Here is a 26,057-nt window from a genome sequence, read left to right as displayed (position 1 = left end):
ACCCAATATCAACGATCAAAAAAGCACTGACGCGGGGTGGAGCAGCCAGGTAGCTCGTCAGGCTCATAACCTGAAGGTCGCAGGTTCAAATCCTGCCCCCGCAACCAAATTTTCCTATAAAAATCAAGACTTTACGGGCCGCCCTCTGGGGCGGCGTTTGCGCCCTCCACCGCGGGTCAACAATAGGTCAACAAACGGACCAAAACCGCGTGCAAGATCAGCGGGATAGTAGGGCCGCAGGAGGCAGACCGCGCGAACACCGAGCCTGAGCGCGCTCGACCGGTTTTCGGGCGGTAACCCACAGGTTCTCCGTCACTGCCAGATTATCACGCCTTCAAAGAACTCAATGACGCCTGGCGGCTCCGGTGACCGAAGCAACTGCGCAAGAATCCTCCCCACGACATCTTGAAACCAAACGGCCCCCACCCCACTATAGGCGGTATGTCCATGGTTGCCATGGCGGGGGACGTGAAGCTGGACCTGTCCATGCGGATCGCCCGCCACGGTGACCTCGCCGAAGTGGCGTTTGCTGCCGAGGTGTCTGTCGTCGCGGCCCAGCCGTGCGCAGTGGATGGGCTGAACCTGACCGTTGGCTTCGAAGCTGTGATTACTGCGTCCCAGGACGACCCCCACACAGCAGATAAGCTTTCAAAGCGGCGGGCGCGGCCGGGCCGGAGAGCGCTTGACATTGCCAAAAACCTGCTAGGGTGAAAGGTGGAGAAATGTGTGATCTGACCCGCAAAAACCGGCTCGCCTGAGCTGGCTTTCCGGCGTGCGCGCCTTCGCGCTCGTCGCAGCGTCCATGGTTGCCATGGCGGGGGACGTGAAGCTGGACCTGTCCATGCGGATCGCCCGCCACGGTGACCTCGCCGAAGTGGCGTTTGCTGCCGAGGTGTCTGTCGTCGCGGCCCAGCCGTGCGCAGTGGATGGGTGCCCGTCAACGGTCGGGGCTGTACGAATGGGGGACCCGAACGGAGAACATATGAGAAGTCTATTTGAAGAGGTTCGAAACGAGCAGAATGTATTCGCTGCCTGGAGGCACGTTAAGCGGAGCGCACTGACCTCCGGGAATACCGAAATCAAAGGCCAAGCCGCCGAGTTCGAACATGAACATCAGAAGCACCTCAGAAGACTGATTACCCAACTCAGGGAGGGCCGTTTTAAGTTCGACCCAGTCAAGGGTGTACTTAAGGACAAGAAAAAGAGGCTTTCGCAAGGCAAAGACCCGCGACCGATCGCCATTGCCACCTTACAGAACCGGGTGGTTCAAAGGGCAATCCTTCAGGTGTTGCAGCCTCGGGTTCTACTCGACCCCAAAGACCCTGATTCCCGATCGAACACGAAGATTGATGACCGCCTCGGCAAGATCAACGACGTGAACCATTCCAAGTACGGCGTCGGGGGCCTTATGAACCCCTACGGAGGCGTGCGCCCGGCAATCAGGTCGATAAGAGAGGCGATCGATGGCGGTGCGAAGTATTTCTACCAGTCGGATATCCGATCGTTCTTCACGAAGATTCCAACTGCTACCGTTGTGGATTTTGTTCGCCGTGAGACACAGGATGACCCCCTGTCTGACCTGTTTGCGGCGGCACTGGAAGTTCACCTTGCCAATCCTGAAGAGCTCGAGGGCTACACCCAACTGTTCCCGAAGGGCGGGATCGGTGTTGCTCAAGGGTCGTCACTTTCAGCATTCGCCGGAAACGTGCTCCTTTACGACATGGATCATGCTTTAAACGATCTGGGTGTGACCGCGATCCGCTACATCGACGACATACTAATGGTATCCCCAAACGAAGCGGACCTAGAAGCCGCAATCAGTTGTGCTGAAAAAACGCTGACCGGCTTTGGTTTTGGACTGTACAAGGCTTCGGATGGTTCGGGAAAAGCAGATCGTGGGGAGTGCGCCAACTCGATCACCTTTCTTGGTTGCACGATCCAGCCAAACCGGTGCGTGCCGAGCAAGCAATCGGTGCAGAACATGCGAAACAGCGTCACAGAGGCCCTTTCCAACTCGAAGGCAGCCATTCGTGAAGCAATTCGTAAGGGCGGAGGCCTCGATATAAAGTTATCCCAAAGCGCTACTCTGGACGCTATTGGTCGGCGACTCTATGGATGGCAAAAGGCGTTTGCGTTTTGCGCCGATTTACAGCCGTTCCAGCAGCTGGACGATCATGTCGCCACCCATATCCTCGATTATCAGGAATTCGTGCGGCGCAGCCTGAAGGGCAAAAGCTCTGAAATTCAGATGCTGGTGTATGGCATTCCGTCCACGAGAGCTTTGTTTGCTGCCCATGGACGGGGGACCTAAACGGGGCAAGGCCCATCTTCTGGCTGCGTGTGCCATTCAAGAGGATTGGCTGTATCGCGCGCCGCATACCCATCTACGAAATCGCGGTGCGGTTCGGGCCTCACTCCCTTTCTTTCACGACATACCCTGCCACGAAGTTCACCGCCCCCTGGGCCAGCGCGAGCCCTCCGGCGACGAGCGAAGCGCCGACCTCTCCACCGCAGGCCTCGGACAGCCCCGGCAGCCAGGGCGCGATGATCGCGGCCACGATCGGGCCGAGAAGGCTCGTCCAGCCGACGGCTGCCATCTTGCGGGTGGGGCGAAGGCTGAGTTGGTTGATCAGGTTCATGATGGTGTCTCCTTTGGTGGGTCTCAGGCCCGATTAATCCAGCTGCGCACGACGAAGCCCGGGCAGGCTTTGGCGGCGTGGTCGTTGTGACCGGTGATGCGGGTGATGGCGGTCTCGGCGCGGATGGCGTCGATCAGACCGCGCAGGGCGCGATCCTGGGCGGTGGTGAAGTGCCCCTCGAAAGGATCGGTGGCGGATGAACCCGCGCCGCCGATCAGGCAGATATGGATGACGCCGCGATTGTGGCCTTCCGCCCCTGCGCCGATTTCGGTCTCGGCGCGGCCGGGCAGGATCGCACCGTCGCGATCAATCAGATGGTGGTAGCCGATCTTGCGCCAGCCGCGCTCTTCGCGGTGCCAGCGGTCGATCTCCTTGCGCTTGGCTGCCAGGGCCTGCCCCCGCATCCAGTCCGGATGGGTGGCAGCGCAGTGGATGACGATCTCGTCCACTGGATAGCGGGCGTTACCCTGGAAGATCATCGGCCCGCCTGGCACCGGCACCGCAGGCTTCAGGTTGCGGATCGCGCCGCCCTCGTTGGCGATGGCCTTCAGCGCGGCATCAGTGCGCGGGCCGAAGAGCCCGTCAATCGCGCCAGTGTAGTAGCCGAGGCGCGCCATTGCCATTTGCAGCGCCTTCAGCGCATCGATCTGGTCGTTCATGGGTTTGGTCCTTTCGGGCAAAGAAAAACCCCGCCGGAAGGGCGGGGCGCGGGGCGGTCTTGTCGGGGTTCAACCGGCCTTGGGCGTGTCCGGCGGCGGGTCTTGCGCTTCCCGGGCGGCGGCCAACTCGGCGGCGAGAAGGGCGCAACGCTCTGAGAGGATCGCGATCTGCTGGCGCAGTTCGGCGACATAGGCGTTGGAAGCGGCAGGGGACATGAGGGCTCCTTTCAGGGTCAGAAGTCAGTTTCGAGGTAGAGGCCGGTGGACTCAAAAGCGACGGCCGCGGCGGTGGCGCCGTTGTTCAGGAAGAGGCGCGGCGCGAGGAAGGTCGCGGCCTGGGGCAGGTCGGTGGTCACTTCCTGTTCGAAGACGGCGCCGGTCGGTTCGTTGACTGCCCGCAGCCAGATCGAGGTTCCCGCGGCGGGGCACCAGATCGTCAGGGTCAGAAGCCCGGCCGTGGCGATAGGGAAAGCGCCGCCGAGATCCACGAGGGTTGGCGCGCCGGTGGCGTCATTCCGGACCAGTTGCCAATTTGCGTGCGTGCCGCGCTGGAAGCCAATGCCGATGGCTTCGACAAGGGTTGCCAGAGATGTCGTCACGGCCAGGGCTGCGATCGATGCCAACAGGCCGAAGAAGCCCATCCCGGTTGCCTGAAGAGTCGTCAGGCTGATCCTTGCGACAAAGGTGAAACCGCCCAGACCCGCAGCGTTGCCCCGCCAGCAGGTTGTGACTGCCGAGCGCTGATCGCAGACCGAATCCACCACGGCGGCCGAAGTGACCCGCCAGCGCCGGGAACTGTTCAGAAGCGATCCGGCGCTCAAGGCGGTGTGGCTGACCGTGCCAACGCTGGTCAGCGCAATCCCTTGGGCTGCAATTGTTGTGCCGGACACCGGTGCCCAGATTCCTATGCGGTTAAGCCCGGTGTGGGGTTGCAGCGGGAAATCCCGCCCGGAAGGCCTGACGACTTCCAGCCAGGGCGCGCCAGCCCGCTGTCGGCCATATAGTGCCAGCTTGCCCGCCGGTGGCACGGCCGGGATCGCGGCGAGGCCTGGCAGGATCAGGGGCTCAGGGAACTCGGCCCGCCCAGTGGCGCGATCGATCACAAAGGCATCGAAGAAGGCCGAGCCGTTCGGTGACACCTTGAGAGTCACGTCATCCGATCCGAGTAGCCCAAACAGCGCCCGCGCCGAAAACCCTGTCTTCAGGGCGAGGCTTGCATCATTCCCCGCTGCCGCCTTGTTGATCGTGGCCTCGTGCGACCCGCCTGCGTTGTTCAGAAGTGTCGCTGCGGCGTTGACGCTCAGCCGGTTCGACGCATCGGGCGATGCGCCGCCGAGGCCCAAGCCCAGCGCGGTGATATTCGCCGTGGCCGCGCCGATCGCCGTCACGCTGGCCGCAAAGGTGACGGTGGGCGTGTTGATGATGGTGCTGCCCAGTGCCCCTGCGGTCGTCGAGCCGAGATTGATCACGGTCGTCGATCCCGCGGCGCCGCCAGTGCCCAAGTTCACGGTCTTGGTGACACCAGTGCTCGTGCCGCCGGTGCCGATGCCATAGGTGGCAGTCGTCGTCGCGGTGCCGATCGTCACCGTCGCATTTGCAAACGTCGTCGCCCCCGCGAAGGTCTGGGCCGCGTTGCCCAGATGGGCCAATGTCGCGGAGAGGTTAGGCAAGGTGAAGACGCGTGTGGTGCCCGCCGACAGGCCCGAGAGCTCGAATGCCGCGAGCTTGGTCGGATCGGCGTCATCGGCAAGGCGGAAGAGGTTGTCCGGGAAGGGTAGTGCTGCCTGCCGCACCCAGGCACCGCCGAGAAAGGTCAGTGCGGCATCCGTGGCGCGATCCCAGACCGCCCAACCCTCGGCCGGGGGATAGAAGGCCCAGGCCCCGTCCTGCCAAGCGGCGATCGCAACGGCCTGGCCTGCCCAGGCCGCCGTAGGGCTGGGGCCCACGATATAGCGGGCGCCATCGACCGGCGATCCGGGCGGGGTATTCAGACCGGTGCTTTCCACAGCGGGCTGCACAAGGGCATCGAGGGCACGGAAGGCCTCGTTGACGGTGATGTGCTTCTGCGCCTGGTTCGCCTCGAGGAAGGTGAGGCGGATGTTCGGGGTGTCGGCCATAGGACCTCCGCGTTCAAAGGGTGATGTCGAGGATGGCGCCGCGGCCCAGCGCGCCGGTCTGCGTGATGCGCAGCGCGAGGGGGCCAGGGACCGGGGCGCCGAAGTCGGCGGTTTGCATCGCGGCCGTGTAGGTGAAGACTGGGGTCTTGAGGCCCGACACCGTGCGCACAATCGCGGCGCCGTTCAGCACGTCGAGTTCATAACCCTCTGCCGCCTCGCCGAGAGGCACTTCGGTCAGGGCCCAGTTGTCGCCTGCAAAGGCCCGCGTGCGGCGGGTCCAGCTGAGTGCAATATCGCCACCGGGCAGGTTGACCCGCCGGGCATGACAGGGCCGCCAGGGGCGCAAGCCGCGGGCGGAGGGCGCAAAGGTGACGGCGAGGTTCGCTGGATCGCCCGCGGGCTTGCTCGAAGCGCCGATCCGCCAGTTCCAGGGCGCGCCATGGTCTGCAGTGCCGATCGGCAGGGGTTTGACCCCTCCGTCCAGCACGACCACCCGCGCCCCGGCCGGGGCGGGGTTGGCGATCGCGTCCTCCGTGCCGAGAAGGCCACGCAGGAGCCGGGTCAAACGCCAGCGCCCTGGCGATTGCAGGCTGGCCGTGGCGAAGCCGACAATCTCCCAAAGATCAGGCGCGGTTTCGATGGCCACCCAGTTCGTGCCGGAGAACACGGCCGTATCGCTGACGCTGGCGAACTGGCCTGCGATCATGTCGACCCAAAGCTCGTTGCCGCGGTCGAAGCGGTTGGTCGGCCCGGCGTAGAAGGGAAAGGCCAGGATGCCGAACCAGCCCGGCCGCGAAATCGTCGTCAGGACCGCGAAACCATCCGTCGATGCCGATCGCCAGACCGCCGCGGTGCCATACCACGGGGCGGCATGGGCTGCGGCATAGGGTTGCCAGTCGGGGAAATCCTCCGACAGCTGCGGCAGGTTCATCAGCGCCACGAGGGGCGGACCATAGACTGCCTTTGCCCCCGAAGTTGCGCCCCGATCCGAGCCGGGGGCCAGATCATAAATGGCACGATCTGACCGGCGCGCTTCAACCCGTCGCCCAGCGCCGTCGGTGATTGAGGTCAGGGCGAATTCGATCAAGCGGTTGTCGTGATCGAGCAGGATCACATCGGCCGGGTCGAGCGCCAGCCGCGACGGCGGCAGAGTGAAACTCGCCTTCTCGCGGCCGACCCAAGCCTCAAACAATGCCCGGCGCACCCCGCGTTCAGCGGCGCCACTGGTCGAGGCGATCGGCAGTTGCTCGGCCGAAATCCGCGCCGTCTCGACAGTGATGCGCCGCGCTTCCACGGTAATTCCGGCGAACTCTTCATCCCGCGCCATCAGCCGCCACTTGAGGGCGAGGGGCAGTTCGGTCTCCTGCGCCCGGGTCAGTTCCAGATCCTCGGCCTCGCCGCTGGTAGCAACCAGCGTGTCGAGCGTGATCGTGGCGACGGGCCGCTGCCCCCGCATGCGGAAGCGGATTTTGCCCTCGGCCTCGAAGGCGTCGAAGCCGAAAAGCCGGGCGAGGGTCTCGATCGAGGCGCGCGGGCTTTCGATGGCGTTTACCGCAAAGCCCGGCACCGATCCGGCAAGATCGGTGGCGTCTAGGTCAGCTGGGGCCAGCCCAGCGCGGGCGCAGAGTTCGGCCACGAGTTCGGCGAGGCCCGTGGCTCCGGCGCGGCCGGTCAGCCAATGTCCCAAGCGCCAGTTCTCGGCATCGGACCAGACATCGCTTCGGGCGGGGAAGGCCGGGAAGGGGCGGGCGTCCCATGTCCAAAGCGCAATCTCGGCGGTCTCGATCATCCGGCCGGAATAAAGCGATGCGGCCGGGTTGTTGGCGGGGTTGGTCCAATAGCCGATCAGGGCCTCGGCATAGCGGCGTTGGATGAACTCGTCCGGCCAGCCTCGCGAGAAATGCGGAAGCAGAGATTCCGACGACTTCGGGTCAACAAAGACATTCGGCTGGTTCGTGCCGCGATCGACGCAAGGCGCACCTGCTTCCGTGAAACGGATCGGCTTTGATCCGGGCACCCAAGCGGTGGGCCCGCCGCTTTCGACGCCGCCCAGGCGATTGAAATGCGGCTGGCCCCACCAGTTCCGCAGGTCTTTGGGGCGGAAGACCCAAGGCTTTCCGGCGCCGTCCGTGATCGGGGTGCGGATTTGCGCCAGGCGGTCGGACGAGGAGGCATAGAACCAGTCGAAGCCCTCGCCGCCCTCGATGTTCGCTTGCAGATAGGCGGCCTGCTGCGGCCCCTGCCATCCGGCCAGGGCATCGAGGTGATCATCGCCATCGCGCCAGTCCGAGAGCGGCAAGTAGTTGTCGATGGCCACGAAATCCACATGCGGCGAGGCCCAGAGCGGATCGAGGTGAAAGAACACATCGCCCGTGCCGTCGGCAGGCTGATGGCCGAAGTACTCCGACCAGTCGGCAGCGTAGCTGACCTTGGTGCCGGGCCCGAGGATCGCGCTGACATCGGCCGCGAGTTGCACGAAGGAGGTGACGGCAGGATAGGTCGAGGCGCCGGAGCGGATTTGCGTCAGCCCGCGCATCTCGGTGCCGATCAGGAATGCGTCCACGCCCCCGGCCGCGGCGCAGAGATGGGCATAATGCAGGATCATCCGACGCAGGCCCCAATCGCTGGGGCTGCCGGTGAAACTTACCGTCGTGCCCGACACCGCGAACTGCCCCGGCGCGGCCGACCCGAAGAAGCTGGCCACCTGGCTGGCGGCGGAAGCCGTCTTGTCGACCGTGCCTGCAAAGCCCGCGGCCGGAGCGCAGGTGATCCGGCCGCGCCAGGGATAGACCGGCTGGCCGGGCGCAGTGCCGTTCGGCGAGTATGGGTTCGGCAGGGTGTTCGCCGCCGGGATGTCCATCAGGATGAAGGGGTAGAAGGTGACGCGCTTGCCCCGGGCCTTCAGGTCTTGGATGGCCTGCACCACTGCGGCATCGGTGGGCGTGCCGCCATAGGCTGGGCCGCCATCGACGGTGGACACCACATGGGCCGCGGCGCGGGTGATGCCATTGACACGCCAGACCATTGGCGTGGTTGTCTTGGTGGCGGATTCGACGCCCGGCTTGATCTGGCAGACGCCCGCCCTGAGATCGGTGCCAAACCAGGACACGACGAGGGAGATGGCCTCGCATTCGGGTAAGGCGGCATCGAGCCGGTTGAGAGACGCGACCAGATCGGGCAGGCCCTCGACGCTGTTCTCGTTCTCCGGGGTCGAGGTGCCGTTGCCACCCGAAGGCCCCCAAAGGCCCGGCGCGGCCGAGGTGCGGGTGACGGTCTCGGTCGCATAGGCGAACTCGCCCGCCGACGGGATCAGGTTCACTGCCTTCACCAGTCGTTCCATCGCACTTGGATCGGGCGAGGGCCGGATCACCTCGAAGGAAAGCTGCGGCAGGCGGTTGCCAAAAGTCTCAAGCGCCAGATCCTCGAAGACGACATAGGCGACGCCGCGATAGGCCGGGGCCTGCCCAGCGCCCTCTTTGGCTTCGATGAACGGGTCGGGCATTTGTGCCTCAGTGCCGAGATGCACCCGGACAACTGCGCCCGGAACATCGAAGGGTTTGCCATCGGCCCAGATACGGCAGACGCCGCCGATCGGGCCCTCGCACAGCGCGACGGCGAAAGAGGCGAAGTAACGATAGCCCTCGGTCACGACCTTTGGCCCGCCGCCCTTGCCGCCGCCTTGGGTCTGGCGGAACTGCTCCTCGCGGAAGTCGGTGGCCCAGATGATGTTCCCGCCAAGCCGCATCGTCCCGTAAAGCCGCGGGATCACCGCGCCCTCGGTCGCCGATGTCAGGCGCAGATCGTCAAGCTTGGCGCCTTCGATCCGTTGGTCCGGGGCCAGCGAGCCGATGATCAGGCTGTCGATGACCGAGCCCGCAAAAGAGCCGATCGCGCCGCCGATCGTGGCGGCGCTGAAGCCGAGAAATGCGCCACCGAAGGCGCTGCCGATTGCGGAACCGGCAGCGGCGAGGAGCATGGTTGCCATGGGGATCAGCCTGGAAAGAGGAAAGCCGCCACGGCGCGACGGCGCCAGGGCAGGGTGAAGGGTTCGCGGGTGACGCCAGTGGTCTCACGGGCGTGGATGAGGGCCAGCTGGTCGGCGGGCCCCGGCACGAGGATGCCGCAGTGCTTGGCCGGACTGGTCGCGACCATGCGGAACAGGATCAGGGCGCCGGGTGCGGCTGCGCCCATCGGGATCTCGATCAGGAAGGCTTGGGCGGCCTCCCACATCACTTCGCGGCCGCTGCTTTCGCCCCAATCGCGGGTGTAAGGTGGCGGGGTGACCGGTTCAGACCCATGCAGATCGCGCCAAATGCCGCGGGCAAGGCCGAGGCAATCAGTACCAAGACCCCGTGCGGAGGCTTGATGCAGGTAGGGCGTGCCAAGCCAGCTTTCCGCGATCGCCACCACAAGGGCGGGATCGGCCGCGGCGCGGACAGGTTCCTGCGTGGGCGCATCCCCACCGCCCAGCGCACGATGCTTGCCCAGTCTAGCCATCTGCAAGCGGGCGCAGGGGCGCGCCGGAGTTGGCGTCGGTCTCGTTCGGGTAGCGGGTGACCAGATCGTCGCCGGGGATCGAGGGGAAGCCACGGAAGTTGATCACATTGCCGAACCGATCGCGGCAGCTGGCGTGGCGCTTGTCGCAGCCTGCGGTGATGGAGAAGGCATCACCCGGCGCGATCGGGCGCACCGGTGCCTCGATCAGGGTGATTGTGGCCGTTCCGCTGGCAAGCGTGTGCCCCGCCACTTCCGCCCGCCGCCCGGCATTGGCGCCGCTAATCCACTCCACCACCCCGAAATCGAACCAGCCCGAGGCAAAGGCCCCGAGGCCCGTCGCGACGGTAAATCGCCGGTCTCCGATTGTGGCTGTCGCAGCGCCGGTGCCGCGATACAGGGCGCTCGTCAGGTTCACCCCGCAGCGCGCATCACCCAGCGTCGCGTCGCAGAAATACTGAAATGTTCGGCCGACGGGCTGGTTCAACAGATGCGCCAGAGCCCGCACTTCGGCGGTGAAGGCGTGCCGCCCCCGCCTGATCTCACCGATGCTGCCCCGGCGCATGAGCACGCGCTGGTTGACCGCTTGCCAGTTCACGAGCCAGACCTCGACGGCGCCGTTGTCCCAGAGGCCGTCGGCGATATCGGTCTCGGTGATGCGGTCTGACCGCAGCGCGCCTTGCACGTCCTGGGCGTCAACCGACAGATCGCCCAGGCTTCTGATCTCGCTGGCCGCGAAACCGGTCTCGGGTTCGAAACTGGTGCCTGCGAAGGCCAGCATCTGGTCATGATCGGTGAAGCCGAAGACGGCACCATCGCGGCGTTGCAGCCGCCAGCACCAAGCGAGGGTGGTGGTGCCTTCATCCAGATGCGCTTGGAAGCCTGCGGGCAGGGTCTTCATGGGGTGCGGTCCTGTTGTTCGAGGCGGCCGACAGCGGCGCCGATGCGGGCGATGTTCTCGTCAAGGCGGATCATCCGCTCTTCGATCACGGCGATGGCGCGCAGGGCCTCGGCCACGTCGCGGATTTGCTCGGGGCGGATCATCGCCAGATCGTCCAGTTGCCGTTCGAGCATGGCGACGCGGGTGTTGATAATCCCGGCCCACCAGATCGCGGCTCCGCCTTGGGCGGAAAGGGCCAGAGCGAGACTGACGTAGGCGACGTAGCCCATGGTGTTGCGGTCTTTGGGCGGGGTCATCGGCGCACCTCGATCAGGGGAATGGAGGGGATGGAACCGGTGCGTTCGATATCGAGGGTGACGGGCAGCTCGTCGGTGTCGAAGCGCACCGGCACGTCGAATTCGAACCCGGCGCGGATCACGGCGCCGGTCGTGGGCGCCACGACAAAGGTGACGATGCCGGTGGTAGTGTTGACCGACCAACCCGAACCCTGCGCGACCCCGTTCACCGAAATGGTCACTGTGCCCGCCACTGGCTTGATGATCGCCCGCGCCCACGATTGCACGCCGGAGGCATAGGTCTTGGTCAGGGCAAAGGTGGTGATCGATCCGTTGCCGGTGCCGATGATCTGGTCGGTGGGCGCGGGCGCGGCCGAGGGCAGGCAGGATTTGTAGTCCGACCAGTCCTTGAACCGAAACGCATGCAGGCGGCCGTTGCGGGCCTCGAAGAAGGCGACGACGGCAGCCAGATCGTCAGCCCGGCGCACGCCATAGGAGACGTCGTAGCGGCGGCGCGAGTTTGCCCAAGAGGCGTTGCGTTCCTCGTCGCCTGAGGCCAGTTCGACGATGCGGGTGCGCCTCTCCGGCCCGCCTTTTGCGCCCCGGCTGATGCTGTCCGGAAACCTGATCTCGTGAAACGCCATTCAGCTACTCCTTCGGCCATAGGCCACGGCCCGGGCGATGTCGGAGGCCACTTGCGCGCGGGAGGCGCGGAAGCTTCCGGCGTCGCGGGCATAGATGTTGACGGTGGTGCCTGCGCCCCTCTCCCAGGCGCGGGTCTCGGCACGGTTCAGGACGCGTTCGCCGCGCAGAAGGACGGCGGCGTATTCGTCGGACCCAAGGCCCCTCCCGCCGCCATTGTGGAACCGCGGGGCGGCGGCGAGGGCGGCGGCGGGGATCATCATGCTGGCGGGGCCGGGCACTCGGCCGCCTGTGTGATAGACACCCGCCGAGATTGATCCGCCGATGCCCCCGCCGATCCCGCCCAGAACCCCGCCCAGCGCGGAAGCGAGGGGACCGAAGACGAAGCGGCGAAAGGCGATCTTGGCCAGATCAGCGATGATCGACGTCGCCAAACTGCTGAAATCCAGCTTCCCCGTCCGGACGAACTCGGCGACGGCCTCTTCCCCCGCGCGGAAGGCCGAGGTGATCGCCTCGCCCACGCTGCCGCCCCAGTTCGCGGCCTCGGCAGCGTAGGTTGACAGCGCTTCGCTGACCGCCGCCCAGCCGGTTGCCGCGATATCGGCAGCGGCAGCCACTTCCTCGGCCGTCTGCAACGGCCCACCACCGCCACCCGCGCCACCTTCAGCCGGAGCGTCGGGCGTGATGGAGATTTGCAGCGCGCGATCGCGGACGTCGTTGAAGTATTCCGACAGCGGCGAGCCGGAGACGATCCCACGGATTTGCGCCGCCAGCGCTGCCCTTCGTTCGGCATCGCGGGCGGCATAGGGGTTCGCCACGCTGTCGATCCGAAACGTCGCCGGGTCCAAGGTGGACAAGGCAGGATCAAGGCCGACCGCCTCAAGGGCCGCATTCGCCGCCTCGGCAAGAGCGTTGATCCCGGCCAGCGCCTTCTCGATCATCCAGTTGACGGCATCGATCACGGCATTCGCGGCGCCCACCGCGAGGGCCCCGACGGCATCTGGCACGCCCTGGAAGGCGTAGGTCGCACCTGCGGCCGCGACCTTGAAGGCGTTGATGACGAGGTCGCCCATCCAGATGACGCCGTCGACGATCCGCTCCCAGGCCCAATCGGCCCAGGCGACGGCATTGTCCCACCAGCCGCGGATGGTATCGAAGACAGGCTTGCCGATCTGGTAGACGTTCTCCGCGAAGACCTGCCAGGCCGCCCGCGCTACGTCGGTGAAGCTGACCTGCGCGCCGGTGGACTCGTTGATCTCGTTCCTCATCCCGGCGATCGCTGCCGAGCCCAGCGCAACTGCAGCCGTTACCAGTGGGAAGCGCCCGGCGACTTGCAGCACCCCTTGGCCAAGGGTCCGCGCCATACCGCCCAGATCGCGGAAGAGGGCGCCGACCCCGCCATTGCCAAACCCATAGATCTGGGAAATCTGGCTGCCTTGCTGCGCCATGACCATGAAGGGATTCATTCCGCCTGCGAGCGAGACGCCGATATCCTGAAGCTGGAAGGACAGGTTCGCCATGCGGTGGCTGGCGTTCCGCGTGGCACTACTCATCCCACCGAGCGCCGTGGTCCGACCCTTGATTGCCGCAATGCTGGCCAGTGTCGCCTGCCGTTCGCGCGCAATCGCGGCCGTCATCTCCTCCGCGGAAATGGCCCCGACCCGGTGTGCTTGCCGGATCTCGGTCAGGGTGGATCGATAATTCCGCACCACCGCGAAAAGCGGGTTGTGCTTGGCACGCAGGTCATCAAGGGCCCGGCCATAGGCGGCAACATCGGCCGCATCGCGGGCCATGCCGCCCGAGACCCCGGTCGATCGGTTGACCGTGTTCATGACGGTGCCGGACACCGCCCCCGCCTGGCGCAAAGCCGTCGCAGCCCGGGCTGCCCGATCGGCAAGGTCCTGCATCTGGCGCATGGCTTCCCCGGCCGAGACCCCGGCCGCATTCAGCCCCGCCGCCGCCCGTGGGCCCGCCGCCTCGATCAGGGTCAGCGCGCGGGCGCCTTCCTGGCCGATGCCGACCAGTTCGGCCTTCAGCGCCTGCCCGCCGGTCGCGACAAGGCGCACCGAGACCCGGCGTTCAGATCGACTCGTCATGGTTCTGGGCTCTCACTTGGGCGTTAATGCCGCGCACGGCGAAGGGTTCGATCAGGGGCAGAAGCTCGGCCGCGATCAGCCGGTTCAGGCCCAGCGCTTCGGCCATGGCCAGGGCGGCCGTCATGTCCCAGCCCACCACACCGCCGGGGATGGCGCGGAACTGGCCGCGGAGGGACTGGGCCAGTTCCCAGGCTTGCCAGGCTTCAAGCGTGCGAGGGCGGTGGAGATCAGCGGGGCAGTCGGGGCAGGGCTTTACGCATCCGGCGCAGTAGCCTTCGCCCCCGCCGAAGTGCCATTCGGCAAGGGCCCGGAGACGTTTCCCTCATCGGCCAGGATCAGGCCCTTCGCCACGTAATCGGTCTGAAAGCGCTGGAAGAGCGGGAAGAGGTCGAGAAGGGCGGCCACCGCCTCGGGCGTTGGCGGCACGGGATAGCCCTCGGCATTGCCGACGCCCTCCCAGTCAAGGATTGCGAGCGACCCGATCGCCTTGGCCAGAGCAACGGCTACCTGATCGGCCGGGGCGTCGTCGGGGAGGCTTGACACCTGCGCGTCGCTGCGGGCGGCACCGATCAGCGCCGAGGTCAGAGGCGCGAGGCGCAGGCGCACACCACCACCGAGGTCGAGCCAGGCGGGTTCGGGCGATAGGTTCAGGCGGATCATGGGAAGGCTCCTCAATAGCTGGTGGTCGTGTTGACAAGGACGGCGGTGCACATGCGGGCGGGGGAGGTGGCCCGCGCCGCTTGCCATTCGAAGGTGGCCTGCACCCCCTGCGGCCCGTTGATCGGGATGCGAGGGCGCGGCAGATAAGCGGCGTGGACCGTGAAAGTGAGGGAGGCGTTTGCGCCCAGGCTCCAGGCAAAGACAAGTTCGCAGGGATCACCGGCGATCGCCTGGTTCACCAGCGTCAGATCGGCGAAGCGCGCCTCGATCGATCCCGTGAGGGCGGCCATCGATGGGTCCAGTCCTTCGAGAAGGCCATCGTTGCGGATGGTCTCGATCCGGTCGAGGTTGTTGGCATAGGACACCTGCGCCGAGACGATATTGCCCAGCGTGGCCCCGTTCCGCGTGATCGACCCCTGAAAATTGCCGAAGCGCTGCAAGGGCAGGGTGGCATCGGTCAGGGTTCCGGCGGCCGTCGTGGCTGCAACCGTCTCGCCCCGCCCGATCAGGCCGACCGTTGCCGTAAGCAGCCCAGAGCGCTGCGATTGCCACTGGATGCGATCGGCGACGAGGCCGGAGTACATCGCGAACCGCGGCACGTCCGGCATCTGCGTTTCGATCGCCATGCTGGGCAGCGTGAAGCCGCCCGACTGGAAGGTATGCGTCCGCGGCGTGGTGCCGGTCGTCACCGGTTGGCCGAAGATCGCCTTCAGCCAGAAGCCCAGGTTCTCGGCGTCCATCGGAATGACGACATCGCCATCCACATTGACTGCATCGCGGATCGGCGCCTGCGGATCACGGCCGTAGCCCAGAAGTTCCGGCGAGAGGAGGCCCTGTTCTGAGCCAAGCGTCGTTGTGGCAAAGGGCATCCGGCGATAGCCGCTGGCGGGCGGCGTGCCGTAAACGGATTCGAAGGCGAACGCGACTTGCGTCCGCGCGCCGGGCTGGCGGGCCATGGGTCAGTCCTTTCGGGGGTGGGGTCAGGTCAGAGAAGCGGGTCGGTCGTGGCGTAGGCGAGGATCACCGTGATCACCGCCGCCTTCAGGCCCTCATTGCCGTCGATCGCCAGCAGCACCGGTTCTGGCGCTTCGGGCGTGATGTAGTCACAAAGGCCGCCCAGCGTTCGGTCAGCGGCCAGCGCAGTGCCGATCGCGAGGCGCAAGGCGTCGAAGGCGGCATCCCGAGCGGTCGGATTCCCGTCGACAACCACTTCGATCTCGGCGCGGTGTTCGTAGTAGTAGCCCGGCGGCGACAGCCACACCTCCGGCGGCCCCGGATCGCCATCGCGCAGGATCACCACCCCGGCGGCAGGCACCTTCTCGGGCAGGATCGTATTACGTAGCACCTTGGCACCCGGCGGCATCGCGCTGGACAATAGGCTATGGAGCGACCCGAGCAGGCGCTCGGCCGTGGATTGGGTGGGCATGGGCGGGTTCCGGCGTCGAGGCTGTTCCTAAACGGCCCAGCGGGTTATCATGCGATTGTCAGACCGTTTTCCGAGCGAAGGCACCTTTCGATGCCGAAATCTCTCCACGACAAACTCGCCGAGCTTGATCCGGCACGTCTTGCCCGCATTCGGGCCGAGGCTGGTCGGCTTCAGGCAGAAATCTTGGCGGCGAGGTCGGATCGGAACCCGACGCCCGATGTGAAGGGTGCGTCCAGCGGAAGCGATAAACTCAGCTCGTCATCGGCAAGTCGGACCATTTGACCCGAAGGTATCGGCCCTTGCGGCCGGGGATGTCCTTCCGGTCGATCATGCGACCCGAAACCTCAAATTCCTCGTTGATCTTTACGACCAGCAGTTTGCTGAAGTTGCCTGAAAGATCGATTACAACCTCGTCCTTTCGCTTGAACGGTGTGATCGTCTTGATTTCCACATGGTCGTTGCCAAGCCTGCCATCGGCGCCTTGGGCGTAGTTCTTGTTCAGCTTGATTCCATAGGTCATGGCGCCGAAGAGTTCGCCGATATCGCCATAGAGGTTAAGGTGCCGACCGGTCTCAAGGTGATACTGTTCGGCCAGAGAAATCAGATCGTCAAAGTAGGGGATCATCGAACGGTCACCATTTGGGTACTTGGCATCCCATTCCTGTTGGCGGAGGTACTCGTCGATCTCCGACCAAGTCACCCATTCACCGTCATCATAGAAGGCGCGGTCGTCCCAATTGATACTGTCCATTCCGTAGCCCAAGCGCCTGATTCCTCTTCAATTTGCTCACCTTGCTTCAGCATTCTGGCTGTTCTGTGGCGGCAGGTTCTCACCCCTTCCACGCCCCCAAGATCGCTGCCGGCAGCCGCGCCGTCGCCTCCCGCGCCAGCGCATCGAGGTCCAGCTTCTTTGGCATCTTCACCTGCCGCAACAGCAGGAACACCGGCACCGTCTGGGCCCCGGCCAAAACTCCATCCCGCCGCCGACGGCCGCCCTTGGCCGCGGCCAGCCCCCGGCTGTTCAGACGCGCATCATCGACGACGAGCAGGCTCGGCCTGTTTCGGCGATAGACGAAGCGCAGGCGCATGCCGGTGCGCTGCTCCCAGCGCCAGGGCGTGATGCGCTGGCGGCCGAGGCCGGTGAGGCCTGCGGCGGGCAGGGGGATCGCCAGCCAAAGGCCGTCCTTGCCGCGGATCAGCACGCCGCCGTCGAAGGCGTGCAGGATGTCGGGCGCCTTGGTCCAGACGAGGCTTGCAGCGCGCAAGCTGGTGCCCGATCGCGGGAAGTCTGCCTGCCGGACGGAGTTGGCGAGGCGCGATCCCAGCCCCGAAGCCCGAACCTGCCCGCGCCAGTCGTCGCGCAGGCCCCGCCCGGCGGCAAAGACGCCGCGGGTCACGGCGGCTTCGGCCTCTTGCAGGATCTCGGTGGCGACCGCGTTCAGATCGCCATCGATGCTGGCGCCGATCTTCATACCTCGCGCGCCTCTGCCTTCCAGACATGGCGCAGGGCGTCGCGCAGCGGTTCGCCCCGAACCTCGTAGATCACGCCTGCGATCTCGAACGTGTCGCCTGGGGCAAGGGTGCCCAGCGCGGCGCATTCGACATCGATCATCACGCTGTCGGTGACAAACCGGCCCTCGCCAAAGCCGGTCACCGCATCCGGCCGCCGCAGCATGACGCGGACAGCGACCGGCGCGCCAGCCCCACCCGATCGCCAGAGCGCATCCTGCGCGAGGTTCGGATCGCGGAAGAGGGCGGCCGTGACGGTGGCAAAGGCCGACATTTCAGGTGGCGCCCCCATTCAGGCGCACGATCCCGGTGGTATCGCCTGCGCCGCCCGCCACCGCCTGCGTGGCGATGCCGATCCGGGTGTTGCCGGTAAGGACGTTGGTGGTTCGGTTGTTGGCCGCATCCCAGTAGATCGTCTGGCCGACCGTCCAGGCCTGCGAGGGCGCCTTTGGCAGTGAGAACACGCCCACCAGCCGGATCACGGCGGTCTCGCCGATCGCCGCGGCCCCCTCGGCAACGCCGAAGATGCTGCCGACCAGCACGCCCTGGCCGGAGGCGATCACGGCGGCGGCGGTAATGTTGATGGTTTCGCCATTGGCGATGAAGTTCTTCATCAGGGTTCTCCTTCAGAGAGGGGCGTCAGACGCCCGCGTTGCGGAAGAGGCCGCGCCAGTCGATGGCTTTGGCGGCGAAGTCGTGGCGGGCCTTGATCTCGATGCCGTCCACCTCGAAGCCCGAGCGGGTTTCGGTGTAGACGCCCTGCTGGCCTTCGAGATAGGCGAACTCGATCGTGTCGATCCGCGACGGATCGGCTGCAAGGAACCAGGGATCGGGCCCGGCGGCGGGGATCAGGCGGGCCTCTTCGATCGGTTCCAAGCGATTGGCGAAGGCGTTCACCCCGGCCACCGCGTTGGGGGTGGTGGCGGTGACGTTCTTCCGCGCTTCGACCGACCGGACGCCCGGCGGGGTGATGATGTAGCGCGGCAGCACGCTGATCTGGCGGCCTTCCAGCCCCCGCTGGTTGCCGAAGAGGCGGTAGGCCTCGGCGAGGGTGGTTTCCGAGATGGCTCCGGCGGTGCCGAGGTTGGCGTGCGAGGCATGGAAGAGCGGGTTGCCGTCGGCCATGTTGGGGTTGGTCGAGAAGATCGAATAGACGAGGTCGCTTTCGAGATCGGCCGCGGCGGCGCCGAAGGCCGAGGGGATGCGGGTGAAGGCATCGAGGTCGTCGTTGATCAGCGTCTGGCGGGTGATGCCGACGATCCGGCCGTAGGTCACCAGCGCATAGACCTCCCGGCTTTCGCCGATCGTGCCATAGGTGAACTCGCCCGATTCCGGCACGCGCAGCAGGTCTGGCGCGCCGCCAAGCTGATTGCGGGCGACCGGCTTGAAGTCGGTGATGACAGCCTGCCGAGCCCAAGCGGTGAAGGTGCGGGGCGTGGTATCATAGGCCGCGCGCAGGGTCTTGTTGGCGACGTTCGCCAGGATCAGGGGGAAGTCGCTGGTCGAATGCAGGCCCGAGCGGCCGATCAGGGCCTCGGTCGCGAGTTCCATCTTCGACATGCCGCGGGTCGCGATGCCGCGGCGATCGAGGGCGTGGCGGGCCAGTTCGAGGAGGGTCAGGCCGCGGAATTCGCGCGCCCGGTCGGTCAACTGGGCCCGGCCGGGGTTGTGACGGTGCAGCAGCGCTTCAGACATGGCGTCGCGATAGGCGGCGTCTGCCGCGCCAGTGCCGCGGGCGGTAGCGGCGACAGGCTCTGATCCCCGGGCGGCCGGTGCATCGGCTTCGGCCAACTTGTCGAGGATCGCGGCGCGAGCGGCATCAAGCGAGAGCCCGCGGCGGATCAGATCGGCGGCGAAGCCCGCGCCCAGCGCATGGCGTTCGCAGAGCGCCAGCACCTCGGCCGCGGAACGGTTAGCCTCGGTGCGGATTGCATCAGGGGACGGAGCGGCCGCAGGCGGCGCGATCGGCGCGGCGCGGGTTTCCACAGCCGCTTCGGCTTCGGGTGTTTGGGTCTCGGGCATGGTGGTCCTCGTCTGGTTCGCGGAAAGGGCGGGCGCGTCGGCCCGGGTCAGGAGGCAGGGGGTGAGGGTTTCGGGGCGGGGATCGGTGCTGCGGATATGCGCGCCGGGATCGGCGGGCATGGCGACGGCGGAGATTTCCATCGGCTCCCAGTCGACCGCGCGCCACAGCTCGCGCTGGCCCTGGGGTTTCGTGATGTCGTAGCGATGGATCCGGTAGCCGACAGACACGGCCGAGACCGTGCCATCCATGATCCGCTGCACGATCGGGGCGGCATCGGGGGCAGAGGTGAGCCGGACCCGGGCAAAGCCTTGGCCGCCCTCGATCCGGGCCGTTCCGGGCAGGATGGCGCCCACGACGGACTCGAGACCCCAGGACCGGTGCGAGTCCAGAAACGGCGCGCCTGCGTTCAGGCGATCCATCCGAACGGCGCCGGGCGTGACGACCAGTTCCTCGTCATATTCGACGACGTCATCCCAGCCCTCATAGCGCCGCCTCTGCACCGTGGCGCCGGTGGTCCAGATCACATCGATCGTCATGTCGTCACCCTCGCCGCGAACAAGCCGCAGCGAGGCCTCCCGCGTGATCAGCGGGAGGTTCAGGGTTTCCGGGGGCATTGGGTGTCACCTCGTGTTACGAACGCGGGTTTGCGCGTGGAGAAAAGCAATGACATCATGAAAGAAGCCACTTGACCTCGTGAGGTTCGGTGCCCACCTTTGGAACGTCATTCAGTTGGGGGTCTTCGGGCCTCTGGGGATGGTGGGGGGCTCAAATCCCTTGGTGTTGCTAGGACCGGCTCTGCTCTTCCTCGTCTGTTTAATCGCCTCCAGGCATCTACTGCGCAAAGGCACCAGCAAAGAAAGGAGCGCCCACATGGGAAAAAAGTCTAAACCAACTACCTATCCAAAGCTGTCTACGTCCGTCCACGAAGCTCTTCATGAGTTCTCAGTTTCGTTCGGAGCCGGTTTCCTTGGTGGCACCATTCCAACCATTCTGCCGTCGCGCCGATAAGCGCGACGGCAGCTTTCTGCGACGGTTCACTTGGCCTCGCCATTGCCTGATTGCGCCGAGATGCCTTCCGTTTGAGCCAGACCGGCGCGGCTGACGCGGCGGGGATCGGCATCGAAGATCAGGCCCAGTTGATCGAAGAGGGTGGCATACTTCTGCCACTCCTCGACAACCTCGCGCGGGTCATACCCGCGGCGGGCAATCTGCTGTGCCGGGGTCGAGAACCCGGCGCGCACCTCCATCAGATCGGCGGTCACGTCCTGAAGGGGATTCACGCTTTCGAACCGGGGTGGCGCCCATTCGACGGCGATCTCCGGCTGGGGCAGGGCACCGGCCGTCCAGGCGGCTTCCATCACCCAATCCCAGATGCGCTGGCAGAACATCGGAATGACCACCTGCCATTGCACCGCTTCCACCATCCGGCGGAATTCATGCAGGCCGACGCGGGAGGACGCGAAGTTCACCTGACTGAGATCGCCAGTCATCAACTCATAGGGCACCCGGAACCCGGCCGAGATGATGTGCTGCTGCACCCGGTTCCATTCATAGATGCCCGAGGTCGAGGCGGGCGTGTTGAACTTGATGTCCTTGCCGTTGCGGACATAGCCGATCAGGCCGGGTTCGAACTGTTCGATCCGGTTGCCATCGGCATCCTGCACCACTGGCGCAATCGACTGCTGATCCTCGTCCGCGCCAAAGACGAAGCCAACCATCGAGGCCTCGATTTTCTTCCGCACCAGTTCGGCGGTCTGCCAGTCACCCAACTCGCGCAAGGCGCGCATCGCAGGCACGCCCCAGGGCACGCCGCGGTTCTGGACTCGCTGGCGTTCGAAGAGGTGGGCCACGCCATCCGCGCCGACCCGCAAGGATTCAAACCGCCGTCCAAATACCGGCATCGCATCGCCCGGATGATCGGGGAACATCCAGTAGCCCCGACGACGGCCGAGCGCGTCGTATTCGATGCCCTGGACGATCCGCCCACCATCCGGCCGATTGCCGAACTTGGCCCCATCAAGGTGATCGGCCTCGTTAAGCTGAATCTGCACCGGCGCGGCGAGGCGGTCACTGGCCCGGCGGCGACGGCGAAGAGCGAACACTTCGCCGCCTTCGATCATTTCGCGCACGGCCAGGGCGGTGAGACCGTGGAAATCGGTATGCCCATCGGCATCAGCCCTCTGCGCCCAACGCTTCCAGAGATCATCGGCGAGCTTGTTCAGCGCCGGATCGGCCGCGGCGGCCCGTGGCCTGATGCCAGTGCCGACGATGTTCGAGACCAAAACCTGCACGGCCTTGGCGGCGAGCGGGTCGTTCCGCACCAGATCGCGCATCCGGTCGCGCAGGGCGCCGCCCGCGACGGCGATTTCCGCGTCAGCAGCCGTTGACCCAGCGCGCCATCCATCGGTTCCCCGCCCGCGGGCGGCGGCGTCATAGCCACGCCGCAGATTGGCGATCGCCACCCGGGCCGCATAGCGCCGGGCCGCCGTGCGGGGCGCCACCGTGGCCACGATCCGGTCGATCACCCCCCAGGGTACATCGGGCGGGGTGGGTTTCATGTGCGGCCCCGGCTGAAGCTGGCCTTGCCCGCGACAGGGCGCGACCCGCCGGAACTGTTGGCCATCTGCCCTTCAATGAAGCGGATGCGGGCGAGAAGATCGGCCGCATTGCCATAGGTCAGCCGCCGCCCGTCATATTCCACGACCAAAGCGCCTGCGGCATAGGCGCGGCGCAGGGCATCAAGTTCGGCTTGCGAGAAGGACATCAGAGCCATTTTCCACGTCGGGGCCCAAGCCAGCCGGTTGGCCGCTTCGGGGCAGATTGCGGTTGTGGCCGGTCAGGTTGACCGGCCGGGGTGGTGGCGGGCCTCGCGGGCCCGATCTGTTCTTCCAGCGCTTCCCAGCGGGCGTTGTCCCAGCGATCGATCCCCATCAGCCAGGCGGCGGCGCGGGCATAGACCCGGCAATCGAGGGCCTCATTCCGCTCGCGGGTCTGTTCCCATTCCAGCTTCTGATAGCCGGTGCGGGTCTTTCGGGTGACGAGCTGCTCGGAGGTCAGCTGCTTCACCCATTCGGCCGTGGTGCCTTTCGGGATATGGACAAAGCCTGCGGGCCAGTCGGCACCTGCGGCCCGTTCCTCGTCCGTTGGTGCGGCAAGGCGCAGGAAACGGTAGGTCTCGGCCTTGAACACGGCCCCGGCGACCTTCCAGAGCCGGACACCGCGCCGCAGCTTCCGGCCGCCTTCGGTGGTTTCGACATAGGTCGGCCCGTCCACCGGCGTCGATCGGTCAAACCCGGCCACGCCCTTGATGGCGATTACCTGCCCGTGGCCAGCCTGCCGCACCCAGGCATAGACCGCATCGGTCGTCGCGCCGTCGCCGGAGTCGATCGCCACCCGCGCCAGCGCCATCCGGGCACCGGAGGCGTGTTCCCATGTCATCCCGAGGAACTCGTTCAGATCCGCCCAGACCTCGGCCCGGGCGGTGTCGCCTTCCAGAACCACATGATCGACGAGCCAGGAGCGCAAGTTTCGGCCCCAACCCCAGACGTCAATCTCGATCCGGTCGCGCTGGACGTCGATCCCGGCCGTCAGGATCAGCACGCCCGCAGGCGCCCGGCCCAACTGCCAATCCTCGCGTCGCTCGTAGAGGCGCTGCCAATCCGGTGCCTCGCCGCGTTCCGCCCAGGTTTCCCCGAGGACGGTGTTCTTGACCGTTTTCAGGGCGGAATCGTTGCCCTGCGCCTGATCCCAGCGGCGGGCGATTTCTTCCCAAGAGAGCCACCCGAGGGGCGAGTAGAGCCCCGAGATGTGGAACCCGATCACGCCCGCGGTTTCGGCCGAGGCCTGCACGTCCGGCGCGGCGGTCGGCAGCCAGTCGGCCCCGTTCTCCTCGTCCATCATCCACGTCTTGTGCCGTTCGGCAATCGGCGCCTCGCAGTGTTCGCACAGGTATGCCGCGGTCTCCGGTCGCCCCTTTTCCCAGCGCAGCCGCTCGAACTTCAGCCATTGCAGCCCGCCGCAATGCGGGCAGGGGACGTGATAGCGGCGCTGGTCGGTCAATTCGAACTCCCGCTCGATCCGGCTGAGCCCCTTGATCGTGGGCGTCGAGGCCAGGAAGATTTTCTTGCGGTGGCCGAAGCTGTCGGTGCGGGCCTCGGCCAGCGCCACCGGATCACCTTCGCCCTCAAGGTCGCCCGGATAGGCGTCGACCTCGTCCAGAAAGAGCCAGCGCGCAGGCATGGACCGCAGGCCGACGGCCGAGTTTGCGCCGGTCAGCACCAACTGGCCGCCGGGGAAACGCTTGGCCAGAACCGTGTTTCCAGCGTCGCGCGATCGAGCGGGCAACACCAAGGCCCGCAGATCGGGGCTTTCCTCGATCAGGGGCTCGATCCGCTGCTGGCTCAGGCGCTTGGCCAGATCGGTCGTCGGTTGCACCGCCAGGATCGGCCCCGGCGCGCGGTGGATGCAGAAGCCGATCCAGTTGTTCCCGGCCTCGGTCGCCCCAACCTGGGCGGATTTCATGAACACCACCCGCTGGGCCGGGTTGTTCGGCGACAGGGCCTCCATGATCGCCTTGAGGTAGGGCGTCCGGCTGGTGCGATAGGGCCCGGCCTCAGACGCCGCCCGTGACGACAAGATGCGGTGCCGGTCGGCCCATTCGGCAACCGTCTGGGCCGGATCGGGCGCCAGTCCCCGCGCCCAGGCGATGGCGATATCCTCGGCCCCCTCGAAGCTAGCGAAGTTCAACCTTGACCTCCGACATCTCCGCCAAATGGCGGCGCAGGTAACGCATCAACACCTGTTCCACGGCATGGGGCTCGGCCCCGAGTTCGGCTGCGATGTCGGCCGCTACACGCGGCGGCCAGTTCAGCCACGCGTCGCGTTCACGCCGGGCCAGATCAAAGACCATCGCCGTCGCCCGGGCGCGATCGACGACCTCGCCCTTCATCTTCTGCAACCGCACCCGGGCGGTCTGAGCCTTCAGCACCTCATTCGCCATTCGGGCTTTGACGAAGGAGACCTCGCCGCCGTCGCCCGCGGCCGCACCCGGATCGGCACCGGCCTCGGTCAGTGTCTCGGCGACGGCCGCGAAGGCCTGCCGCGGCACCGCCTTGGTGCCCGCCACAGCCCGGGTCGCGGCGGCCGTGCCGCGCCCCAGATCCCGGGCATGTGCGCCGCGCTGTTTTGCCGGATCGGTCGAGGCGTCCCACATCGCATCGGCCTTGGCGGCATCGATCGTGCCGTCAGCTTCCGTCGTGATCCGCCCCGTGGCGATGGCCTTGCGCACGGCGCTTTCATGCACCCCGCGCAAGGCCGCGTAGGCGCGCCGCGACAGCCCCATATTTCGACATTCTCCAATTAAGTCAGTGATTTGGACTTGCTCTTCGGACGGTCTCGGCAATGTCTGCGACACCTTGAAACGGAGGTTCCCGATGCCCGCCAAGACCGCCCCGATGACCGGCTTCGAGGCCAATTGCCTCGCCGCCGCCGACCATTTCATCGCCTGCCGCGGGTCGAAACCCGCGACCCGCATCCGCGCCCGGTTCGACCGGATCGATCAGGCCGAAGCCTTCGCCACCACCTTCGGCGACAGCCGCACCATGATCTACGCCGTCACCGCCGAAGGCCGCTCCGCCCACATCAAGAACGCCTGAAGGAGGCCCCGATGTTCACCAACCTCTCCGCCGTCCAGATCAACCGCCTCGCCCAGCGCCTGAGCGAGGCGCCCTTGGGGCGCAGCGCCAGCGTGGCCGCCGCCGCCGAACGGTTCGAGCGCCTGCTTGCCGCCAAGATCGGCGCCGAACGGGCGCCCAAGGCCATCAAGGCGATCCTGACAGCCCCCGGCTTGGAGACCGCCGAAGGGCGGCTGGTGGCGGAGATTGACGCCTGCGAGCCGGACGCCCCGGCAGAACCGGCGCCGCCCTCGGCCACGGCGGAACCGATCGCTGAACCGGCGCAGCTGGCCGAAACCGAACCCGCCGCCGCGCCCAGCGCCCCGCGCCGACGCCGGGATGCCGACATCGAGGCCAAGGCCCGGCAGGGCGAGCTGCCCCCGCCGCCCGACTTCTCGGCCGCGACCCATGCCCGATTCCGCGCCAAGCTGGCCGCGCTGGTGGAACTGGCCGGGAAGGCCGATGCAACCGGTCTGCGTGCCATCTCGATCAATCCGATCTCATCCAGCCCCAAAGCGCTGGCCCGCTATCGCGACCTCGCGGTGCTGGCGATCGAATCCCGGGAGGGCCGGGCATGAAGATCATCCGCAGCTTTGAACCAGGTGACCGCTATCGCTTCGATTTCGACCTTTGCACCTGCGCCCGGGGATGGGCGCAGGTTGATACCGCCCAAGACGCCTCGTGGTTCGGCACATGGGCCTCACCCGCTGAACGCACCATCCTCAACTTCGCCGAAGGCGATGTCACCCGAACCGTCTGCGACACCGACGAGGAGTTTGCCGCCGCCCTGCGAGAGATCGATCGCTGGAACCGGGATCACGGCTACGGCCCGGCCCGGATCGACCCCGGCTTCGATCCGGCCCTGAAGGCGGCGTTCGAGGCGGTCGGGCTGGCGGAGATGTTGCACTGATCGATAGTGGAAAGCCAAACTTGACTCGTATCGA

28 protein-coding genes and 1 tRNA gene are annotated in these 26,057 nt (G+C 66.3%); 6 read left to right on the top strand and 23 right to left on the bottom strand.

The window, feature by feature from the left end; translation table 11 throughout:
- The first annotated feature begins 30 nt into the window (after positions 1-30).
- The 3 genes from V6590_RS17210 (at position 31) to V6590_RS17200 (ending at position 2,311) form a co-directional block, all read left to right on the top strand.
- A tRNA-Met gene (locus V6590_RS17210) sits at positions 31-107 on the top strand.
- A gap of 334 nt (positions 108-441) precedes the next feature.
- The gene (locus V6590_RS17205) at positions 442-711 is read left to right on the top strand and encodes a hypothetical protein (RefSeq protein WP_335424917.1); all 270 of its coding nucleotides are present in this window, start codon (positions 442-444) and stop codon (positions 709-711) included.
- A 112-nt stretch (positions 712-823) separates the two neighbouring features.
- Positions 824-2,311 (top strand): reverse transcriptase domain-containing protein, encoded by a 1,488-nt coding sequence (locus V6590_RS17200; RefSeq protein ID WP_335424916.1) that lies wholly within the window; start codon positions 824-826, stop codon positions 2,309-2,311.
- Positions 2,312-2,411: 100 nt separating this feature from the next.
- Here the strand turns inward: V6590_RS17200 and V6590_RS17195 are convergent, their stop codons facing one another.
- From V6590_RS17195 to V6590_RS17085, 23 genes are all read right to left on the bottom strand, one after another.
- A complete protein-coding gene (locus V6590_RS17195; protein WP_335424915.1) occupies positions 2,412-2,639 on the bottom strand; it encodes a hypothetical protein in 228 nt (75 codons plus the stop codon).
- A 23-nt stretch (positions 2,640-2,662) separates the two neighbouring features.
- Positions 2,663-3,298 (bottom strand): N-acetylmuramoyl-L-alanine amidase, encoded by a 636-nt coding sequence (locus tag V6590_RS17190; RefSeq protein ID WP_335424914.1) that lies wholly within the window; start codon positions 3,296-3,298, stop codon positions 2,663-2,665.
- Positions 3,299-3,367: 69 nt separating this feature from the next.
- Positions 3,368-3,514, bottom strand: a complete 147-nt coding sequence (locus V6590_RS17185; RefSeq protein WP_335424913.1) for a hypothetical protein — start codon at positions 3,512-3,514, stop codon at positions 3,368-3,370.
- A gap of 17 nt (positions 3,515-3,531) precedes the next feature.
- On the bottom strand, positions 3,532-5,415 hold the full coding sequence (locus V6590_RS17180; RefSeq protein WP_335424912.1) for a DUF2793 domain-containing protein: 1,884 nt from the start codon (positions 5,413-5,415) through the stop codon (positions 3,532-3,534).
- Between the two features lie 13 nt (positions 5,416-5,428).
- Positions 5,429-9,400 carry a baseplate multidomain protein megatron gene (locus tag V6590_RS17175; protein ID WP_335424911.1) on the bottom strand — a complete coding sequence of 1,324 codons (3,972 nt, stop codon included), beginning with the start codon at positions 9,398-9,400 and terminating at the stop codon, positions 5,429-5,431.
- A 5-nt stretch (positions 9,401-9,405) separates the two neighbouring features.
- Positions 9,406-9,912, bottom strand: coding sequence for a C40 family peptidase (locus tag V6590_RS17170; protein ID WP_335424910.1), 507 nt, complete (start codon positions 9,910-9,912; stop codon positions 9,406-9,408).
- Positions 9,905-10,810 (bottom strand): phage/gene transfer agent baseplate hub protein, encoded by a 906-nt coding sequence (locus V6590_RS17165; protein WP_335424909.1) that lies wholly within the window; start codon positions 10,808-10,810, stop codon positions 9,905-9,907. Before V6590_RS17165 ends, V6590_RS17170 begins: the two co-directional genes overlap by 8 nt.
- Complete coding sequence (locus V6590_RS17160) at positions 10,807-11,106, bottom strand: hypothetical protein (protein WP_333817891.1); 300 nt, start codon at positions 11,104-11,106, stop codon at positions 10,807-10,809. The genes V6590_RS17165 and V6590_RS17160 overlap by 4 nt, the downstream gene beginning before the upstream one ends.
- Positions 11,103-11,729, bottom strand: coding sequence for a phage distal tail protein, Rcc01695 family (locus V6590_RS17155; RefSeq protein ID WP_335424908.1), 627 nt, complete (start codon positions 11,727-11,729; stop codon positions 11,103-11,105). Before V6590_RS17155 ends, V6590_RS17160 begins: the two co-directional genes overlap by 4 nt.
- Positions 11,730-13,823, bottom strand: coding sequence for a phage tail tape measure C-terminal domain-containing protein (locus V6590_RS17150; RefSeq protein ID WP_335424907.1), 2,094 nt, complete (start codon positions 13,821-13,823; stop codon positions 11,730-11,732).
- Positions 13,807-13,962 carry a DUF7697 family protein gene (locus V6590_RS17145; protein ID WP_434063278.1) on the bottom strand — a complete coding sequence of 52 codons (156 nt, stop codon included), beginning with the start codon at positions 13,960-13,962 and terminating at the stop codon, positions 13,807-13,809. Before V6590_RS17145 ends, V6590_RS17150 begins: the two co-directional genes overlap by 17 nt.
- 113 nt (positions 13,963-14,075) lie before the next feature.
- Complete coding sequence (locus V6590_RS17140; protein ID WP_335424905.1) at positions 14,076-14,483, bottom strand: phage-derived protein YdaY family protein; 408 nt, start codon at positions 14,481-14,483, stop codon at positions 14,076-14,078.
- 11 nt (positions 14,484-14,494) lie between these two features.
- Complete coding sequence (locus V6590_RS17135) at positions 14,495-15,439, bottom strand: phage tail tube protein (protein ID WP_335424904.1); 945 nt, start codon at positions 15,437-15,439, stop codon at positions 14,495-14,497.
- 29 nt (positions 15,440-15,468) lie between these two features.
- Entirely contained in the window at positions 15,469-15,909 is a 441-nt protein-coding gene (locus tag V6590_RS17130) for an acyl-CoA transferase (protein ID WP_335424903.1), read from the bottom strand.
- 250 nt (positions 15,910-16,159) lie between these two features.
- Positions 16,160-16,660 carry a DUF6998 domain-containing protein gene (locus tag V6590_RS17125; protein ID WP_335424902.1) on the bottom strand — a complete coding sequence of 167 codons (501 nt, stop codon included), beginning with the start codon at positions 16,658-16,660 and terminating at the stop codon, positions 16,160-16,162.
- Between the two features lie 79 nt (positions 16,661-16,739).
- The gene (locus V6590_RS17120; RefSeq protein WP_335424901.1) at positions 16,740-17,381 is read right to left on the bottom strand and encodes a DUF6441 family protein; all 642 of its coding nucleotides are present in this window, start codon (positions 17,379-17,381) and stop codon (positions 16,740-16,742) included.
- A complete protein-coding gene (locus V6590_RS17115; RefSeq protein ID WP_335424900.1) occupies positions 17,378-17,692 on the bottom strand; it encodes a head-tail joining protein in 315 nt (104 codons plus the stop codon). The genes V6590_RS17120 and V6590_RS17115 overlap by 4 nt, the downstream gene beginning before the upstream one ends.
- 1 nt (position 17,693) lies before the next feature.
- Positions 17,694-18,032 (bottom strand): DUF2190 family protein, encoded by a 339-nt coding sequence (locus V6590_RS17110; RefSeq protein WP_335424899.1) that lies wholly within the window; start codon positions 18,030-18,032, stop codon positions 17,694-17,696.
- A gap of 25 nt (positions 18,033-18,057) precedes the next feature.
- Positions 18,058-20,055, bottom strand: a complete 1,998-nt coding sequence (locus V6590_RS17105; RefSeq protein ID WP_335424898.1) for a prohead protease/major capsid protein fusion protein — start codon at positions 20,053-20,055, stop codon at positions 18,058-18,060.
- Positions 20,056-20,475: 420 nt separating this feature from the next.
- On the bottom strand, positions 20,476-21,999 hold the full coding sequence (locus V6590_RS17100) for a phage portal protein (RefSeq protein ID WP_335424897.1): 1,524 nt from the start codon (positions 21,997-21,999) through the stop codon (positions 20,476-20,478).
- On the bottom strand, positions 21,996-22,214 hold the full coding sequence (locus V6590_RS17095) for a phage head-tail joining protein (protein ID WP_335424896.1): 219 nt from the start codon (positions 22,212-22,214) through the stop codon (positions 21,996-21,998). Before V6590_RS17095 ends, V6590_RS17100 begins: the two co-directional genes overlap by 4 nt.
- Entirely contained in the window at positions 22,205-24,187 is a 1,983-nt protein-coding gene (locus tag V6590_RS17090; protein WP_335424895.1) for a phage terminase large subunit family protein, read from the bottom strand. Before V6590_RS17090 ends, V6590_RS17095 begins: the two co-directional genes overlap by 10 nt.
- A complete protein-coding gene (locus tag V6590_RS17085; protein ID WP_335424894.1) occupies positions 24,174-24,782 on the bottom strand; it encodes an elements of external origin in 609 nt (202 codons plus the stop codon). The genes V6590_RS17090 and V6590_RS17085 overlap by 14 nt, the downstream gene beginning before the upstream one ends.
- A gap of 91 nt (positions 24,783-24,873) precedes the next feature.
- Here V6590_RS17085 and V6590_RS17080 point away from each other — a divergent pair, with 91 nt between their 5' ends.
- From V6590_RS17080 to V6590_RS17070, 3 genes are read left to right on the top strand one after another with little or no spacing between them, the layout of a single operon-like run.
- Positions 24,874-25,095, top strand: a complete 222-nt coding sequence (locus V6590_RS17080; protein WP_335424893.1) for a hypothetical protein — start codon at positions 24,874-24,876, stop codon at positions 25,093-25,095.
- A gap of 11 nt (positions 25,096-25,106) precedes the next feature.
- Positions 25,107-25,691, top strand: a complete 585-nt coding sequence (locus V6590_RS17075; protein ID WP_335424892.1) for a hypothetical protein — start codon at positions 25,107-25,109, stop codon at positions 25,689-25,691.
- The gene (locus V6590_RS17070; protein ID WP_335424891.1) at positions 25,688-26,023 is read left to right on the top strand and encodes a hypothetical protein; all 336 of its coding nucleotides are present in this window, start codon (positions 25,688-25,690) and stop codon (positions 26,021-26,023) included. The genes V6590_RS17075 and V6590_RS17070 overlap by 4 nt, the downstream gene beginning before the upstream one ends.
- The last annotated feature ends 34 nt before the right edge of the window (positions 26,024-26,057 follow it).

Origin of the sequence: Gemmobacter denitrificans, from assembly GCF_036964905.1 — a bacterium.
Classification (GTDB): domain Bacteria; phylum Pseudomonadota; class Alphaproteobacteria; order Rhodobacterales; family Rhodobacteraceae; genus Gemmobacter; species Gemmobacter denitrificans.
Note: the sequence above shows the minus strand (reverse complement) of the source record. Positions and strands in the feature narration are given on the sequence as shown.

Coding starts and splice junctions, on each gene's coding strand:
- V6590_RS17205 (WP_335424917.1), top strand. CDS start 442: ATGTCCATGGTTGCCATGGCGGGGGACGTGAAGCTGGACCTGTCCATG.
- V6590_RS17195 (WP_335424915.1), bottom strand. CDS start 2,639: ATGAACCTGATCAACCAACTCAGCCTTCGCCCCACCCGCAAGATGGCA.
- V6590_RS17190 (WP_335424914.1), bottom strand. CDS start 3,298: ATGAACGACCAGATCGATGCGCTGAAGGCGCTGCAAATGGCAATGGCG.
- V6590_RS17185 (WP_335424913.1), bottom strand. CDS start 3,514: ATGTCCCCTGCCGCTTCCAACGCCTATGTCGCCGAACTGCGCCAGCAG.
- V6590_RS17180 (WP_335424912.1), bottom strand. CDS start 5,415: ATGGCCGACACCCCGAACATCCGCCTCACCTTCCTCGAGGCGAACCAG.
- V6590_RS17175 (WP_335424911.1), bottom strand. CDS start 9,400: ATGGCAACCATGCTCCTCGCCGCTGCCGGTTCCGCAATCGGCAGCGCC.
- V6590_RS17170 (WP_335424910.1), bottom strand. CDS start 9,912: ATGGCTAGACTGGGCAAGCATCGTGCGCTGGGCGGTGGGGATGCGCCC.
- V6590_RS17165 (WP_335424909.1), bottom strand. CDS start 10,810: ATGAAGACCCTGCCCGCAGGCTTCCAAGCGCATCTGGATGAAGGCACC.
- V6590_RS17160 (WP_333817891.1), bottom strand. CDS start 11,106: ATGACCCCGCCCAAAGACCGCAACACCATGGGCTACGTCGCCTACGTC.
- V6590_RS17155 (WP_335424908.1), bottom strand. CDS start 11,729: ATGGCGTTTCACGAGATCAGGTTTCCGGACAGCATCAGCCGGGGCGCA.
- V6590_RS17150 (WP_335424907.1), bottom strand. CDS start 13,823: ATGACGAGTCGATCTGAACGCCGGGTCTCGGTGCGCCTTGTCGCGACC.
- V6590_RS17140 (WP_335424905.1), bottom strand. CDS start 14,483: ATGATCCGCCTGAACCTATCGCCCGAACCCGCCTGGCTCGACCTCGGT.
- V6590_RS17135 (WP_335424904.1), bottom strand. CDS start 15,439: ATGGCCCGCCAGCCCGGCGCGCGGACGCAAGTCGCGTTCGCCTTCGAA.
- V6590_RS17130 (WP_335424903.1), bottom strand. CDS start 15,909: ATGCCCACCCAATCCACGGCCGAGCGCCTGCTCGGGTCGCTCCATAGC.
- V6590_RS17125 (WP_335424902.1), bottom strand. CDS start 16,660: ATGGACAGTATCAATTGGGACGACCGCGCCTTCTATGATGACGGTGAA.
- V6590_RS17120 (WP_335424901.1), bottom strand. CDS start 17,381: ATGAAGATCGGCGCCAGCATCGATGGCGATCTGAACGCGGTCGCCACC.
- V6590_RS17115 (WP_335424900.1), bottom strand. CDS start 17,692: ATGTCGGCCTTTGCCACCGTCACGGCCGCCCTCTTCCGCGATCCGAAC.
- V6590_RS17110 (WP_335424899.1), bottom strand. CDS start 18,032: ATGAAGAACTTCATCGCCAATGGCGAAACCATCAACATTACCGCCGCC.
- V6590_RS17105 (WP_335424898.1), bottom strand. CDS start 20,055: ATGCCCCCGGAAACCCTGAACCTCCCGCTGATCACGCGGGAGGCCTCG.
- V6590_RS17100 (WP_335424897.1), bottom strand. CDS start 21,999: ATGAAACCCACCCCGCCCGATGTACCCTGGGGGGTGATCGACCGGATC.
- V6590_RS17095 (WP_335424896.1), bottom strand. CDS start 22,214: ATGGCTCTGATGTCCTTCTCGCAAGCCGAACTTGATGCCCTGCGCCGC.
- V6590_RS17085 (WP_335424894.1), bottom strand. CDS start 24,782: ATGGGGCTGTCGCGGCGCGCCTACGCGGCCTTGCGCGGGGTGCATGAA.
- V6590_RS17080 (WP_335424893.1), top strand. CDS start 24,874: ATGCCCGCCAAGACCGCCCCGATGACCGGCTTCGAGGCCAATTGCCTC.
- V6590_RS17075 (WP_335424892.1), top strand. CDS start 25,107: ATGTTCACCAACCTCTCCGCCGTCCAGATCAACCGCCTCGCCCAGCGC.
- V6590_RS17070 (WP_335424891.1), top strand. CDS start 25,688: ATGAAGATCATCCGCAGCTTTGAACCAGGTGACCGCTATCGCTTCGAT.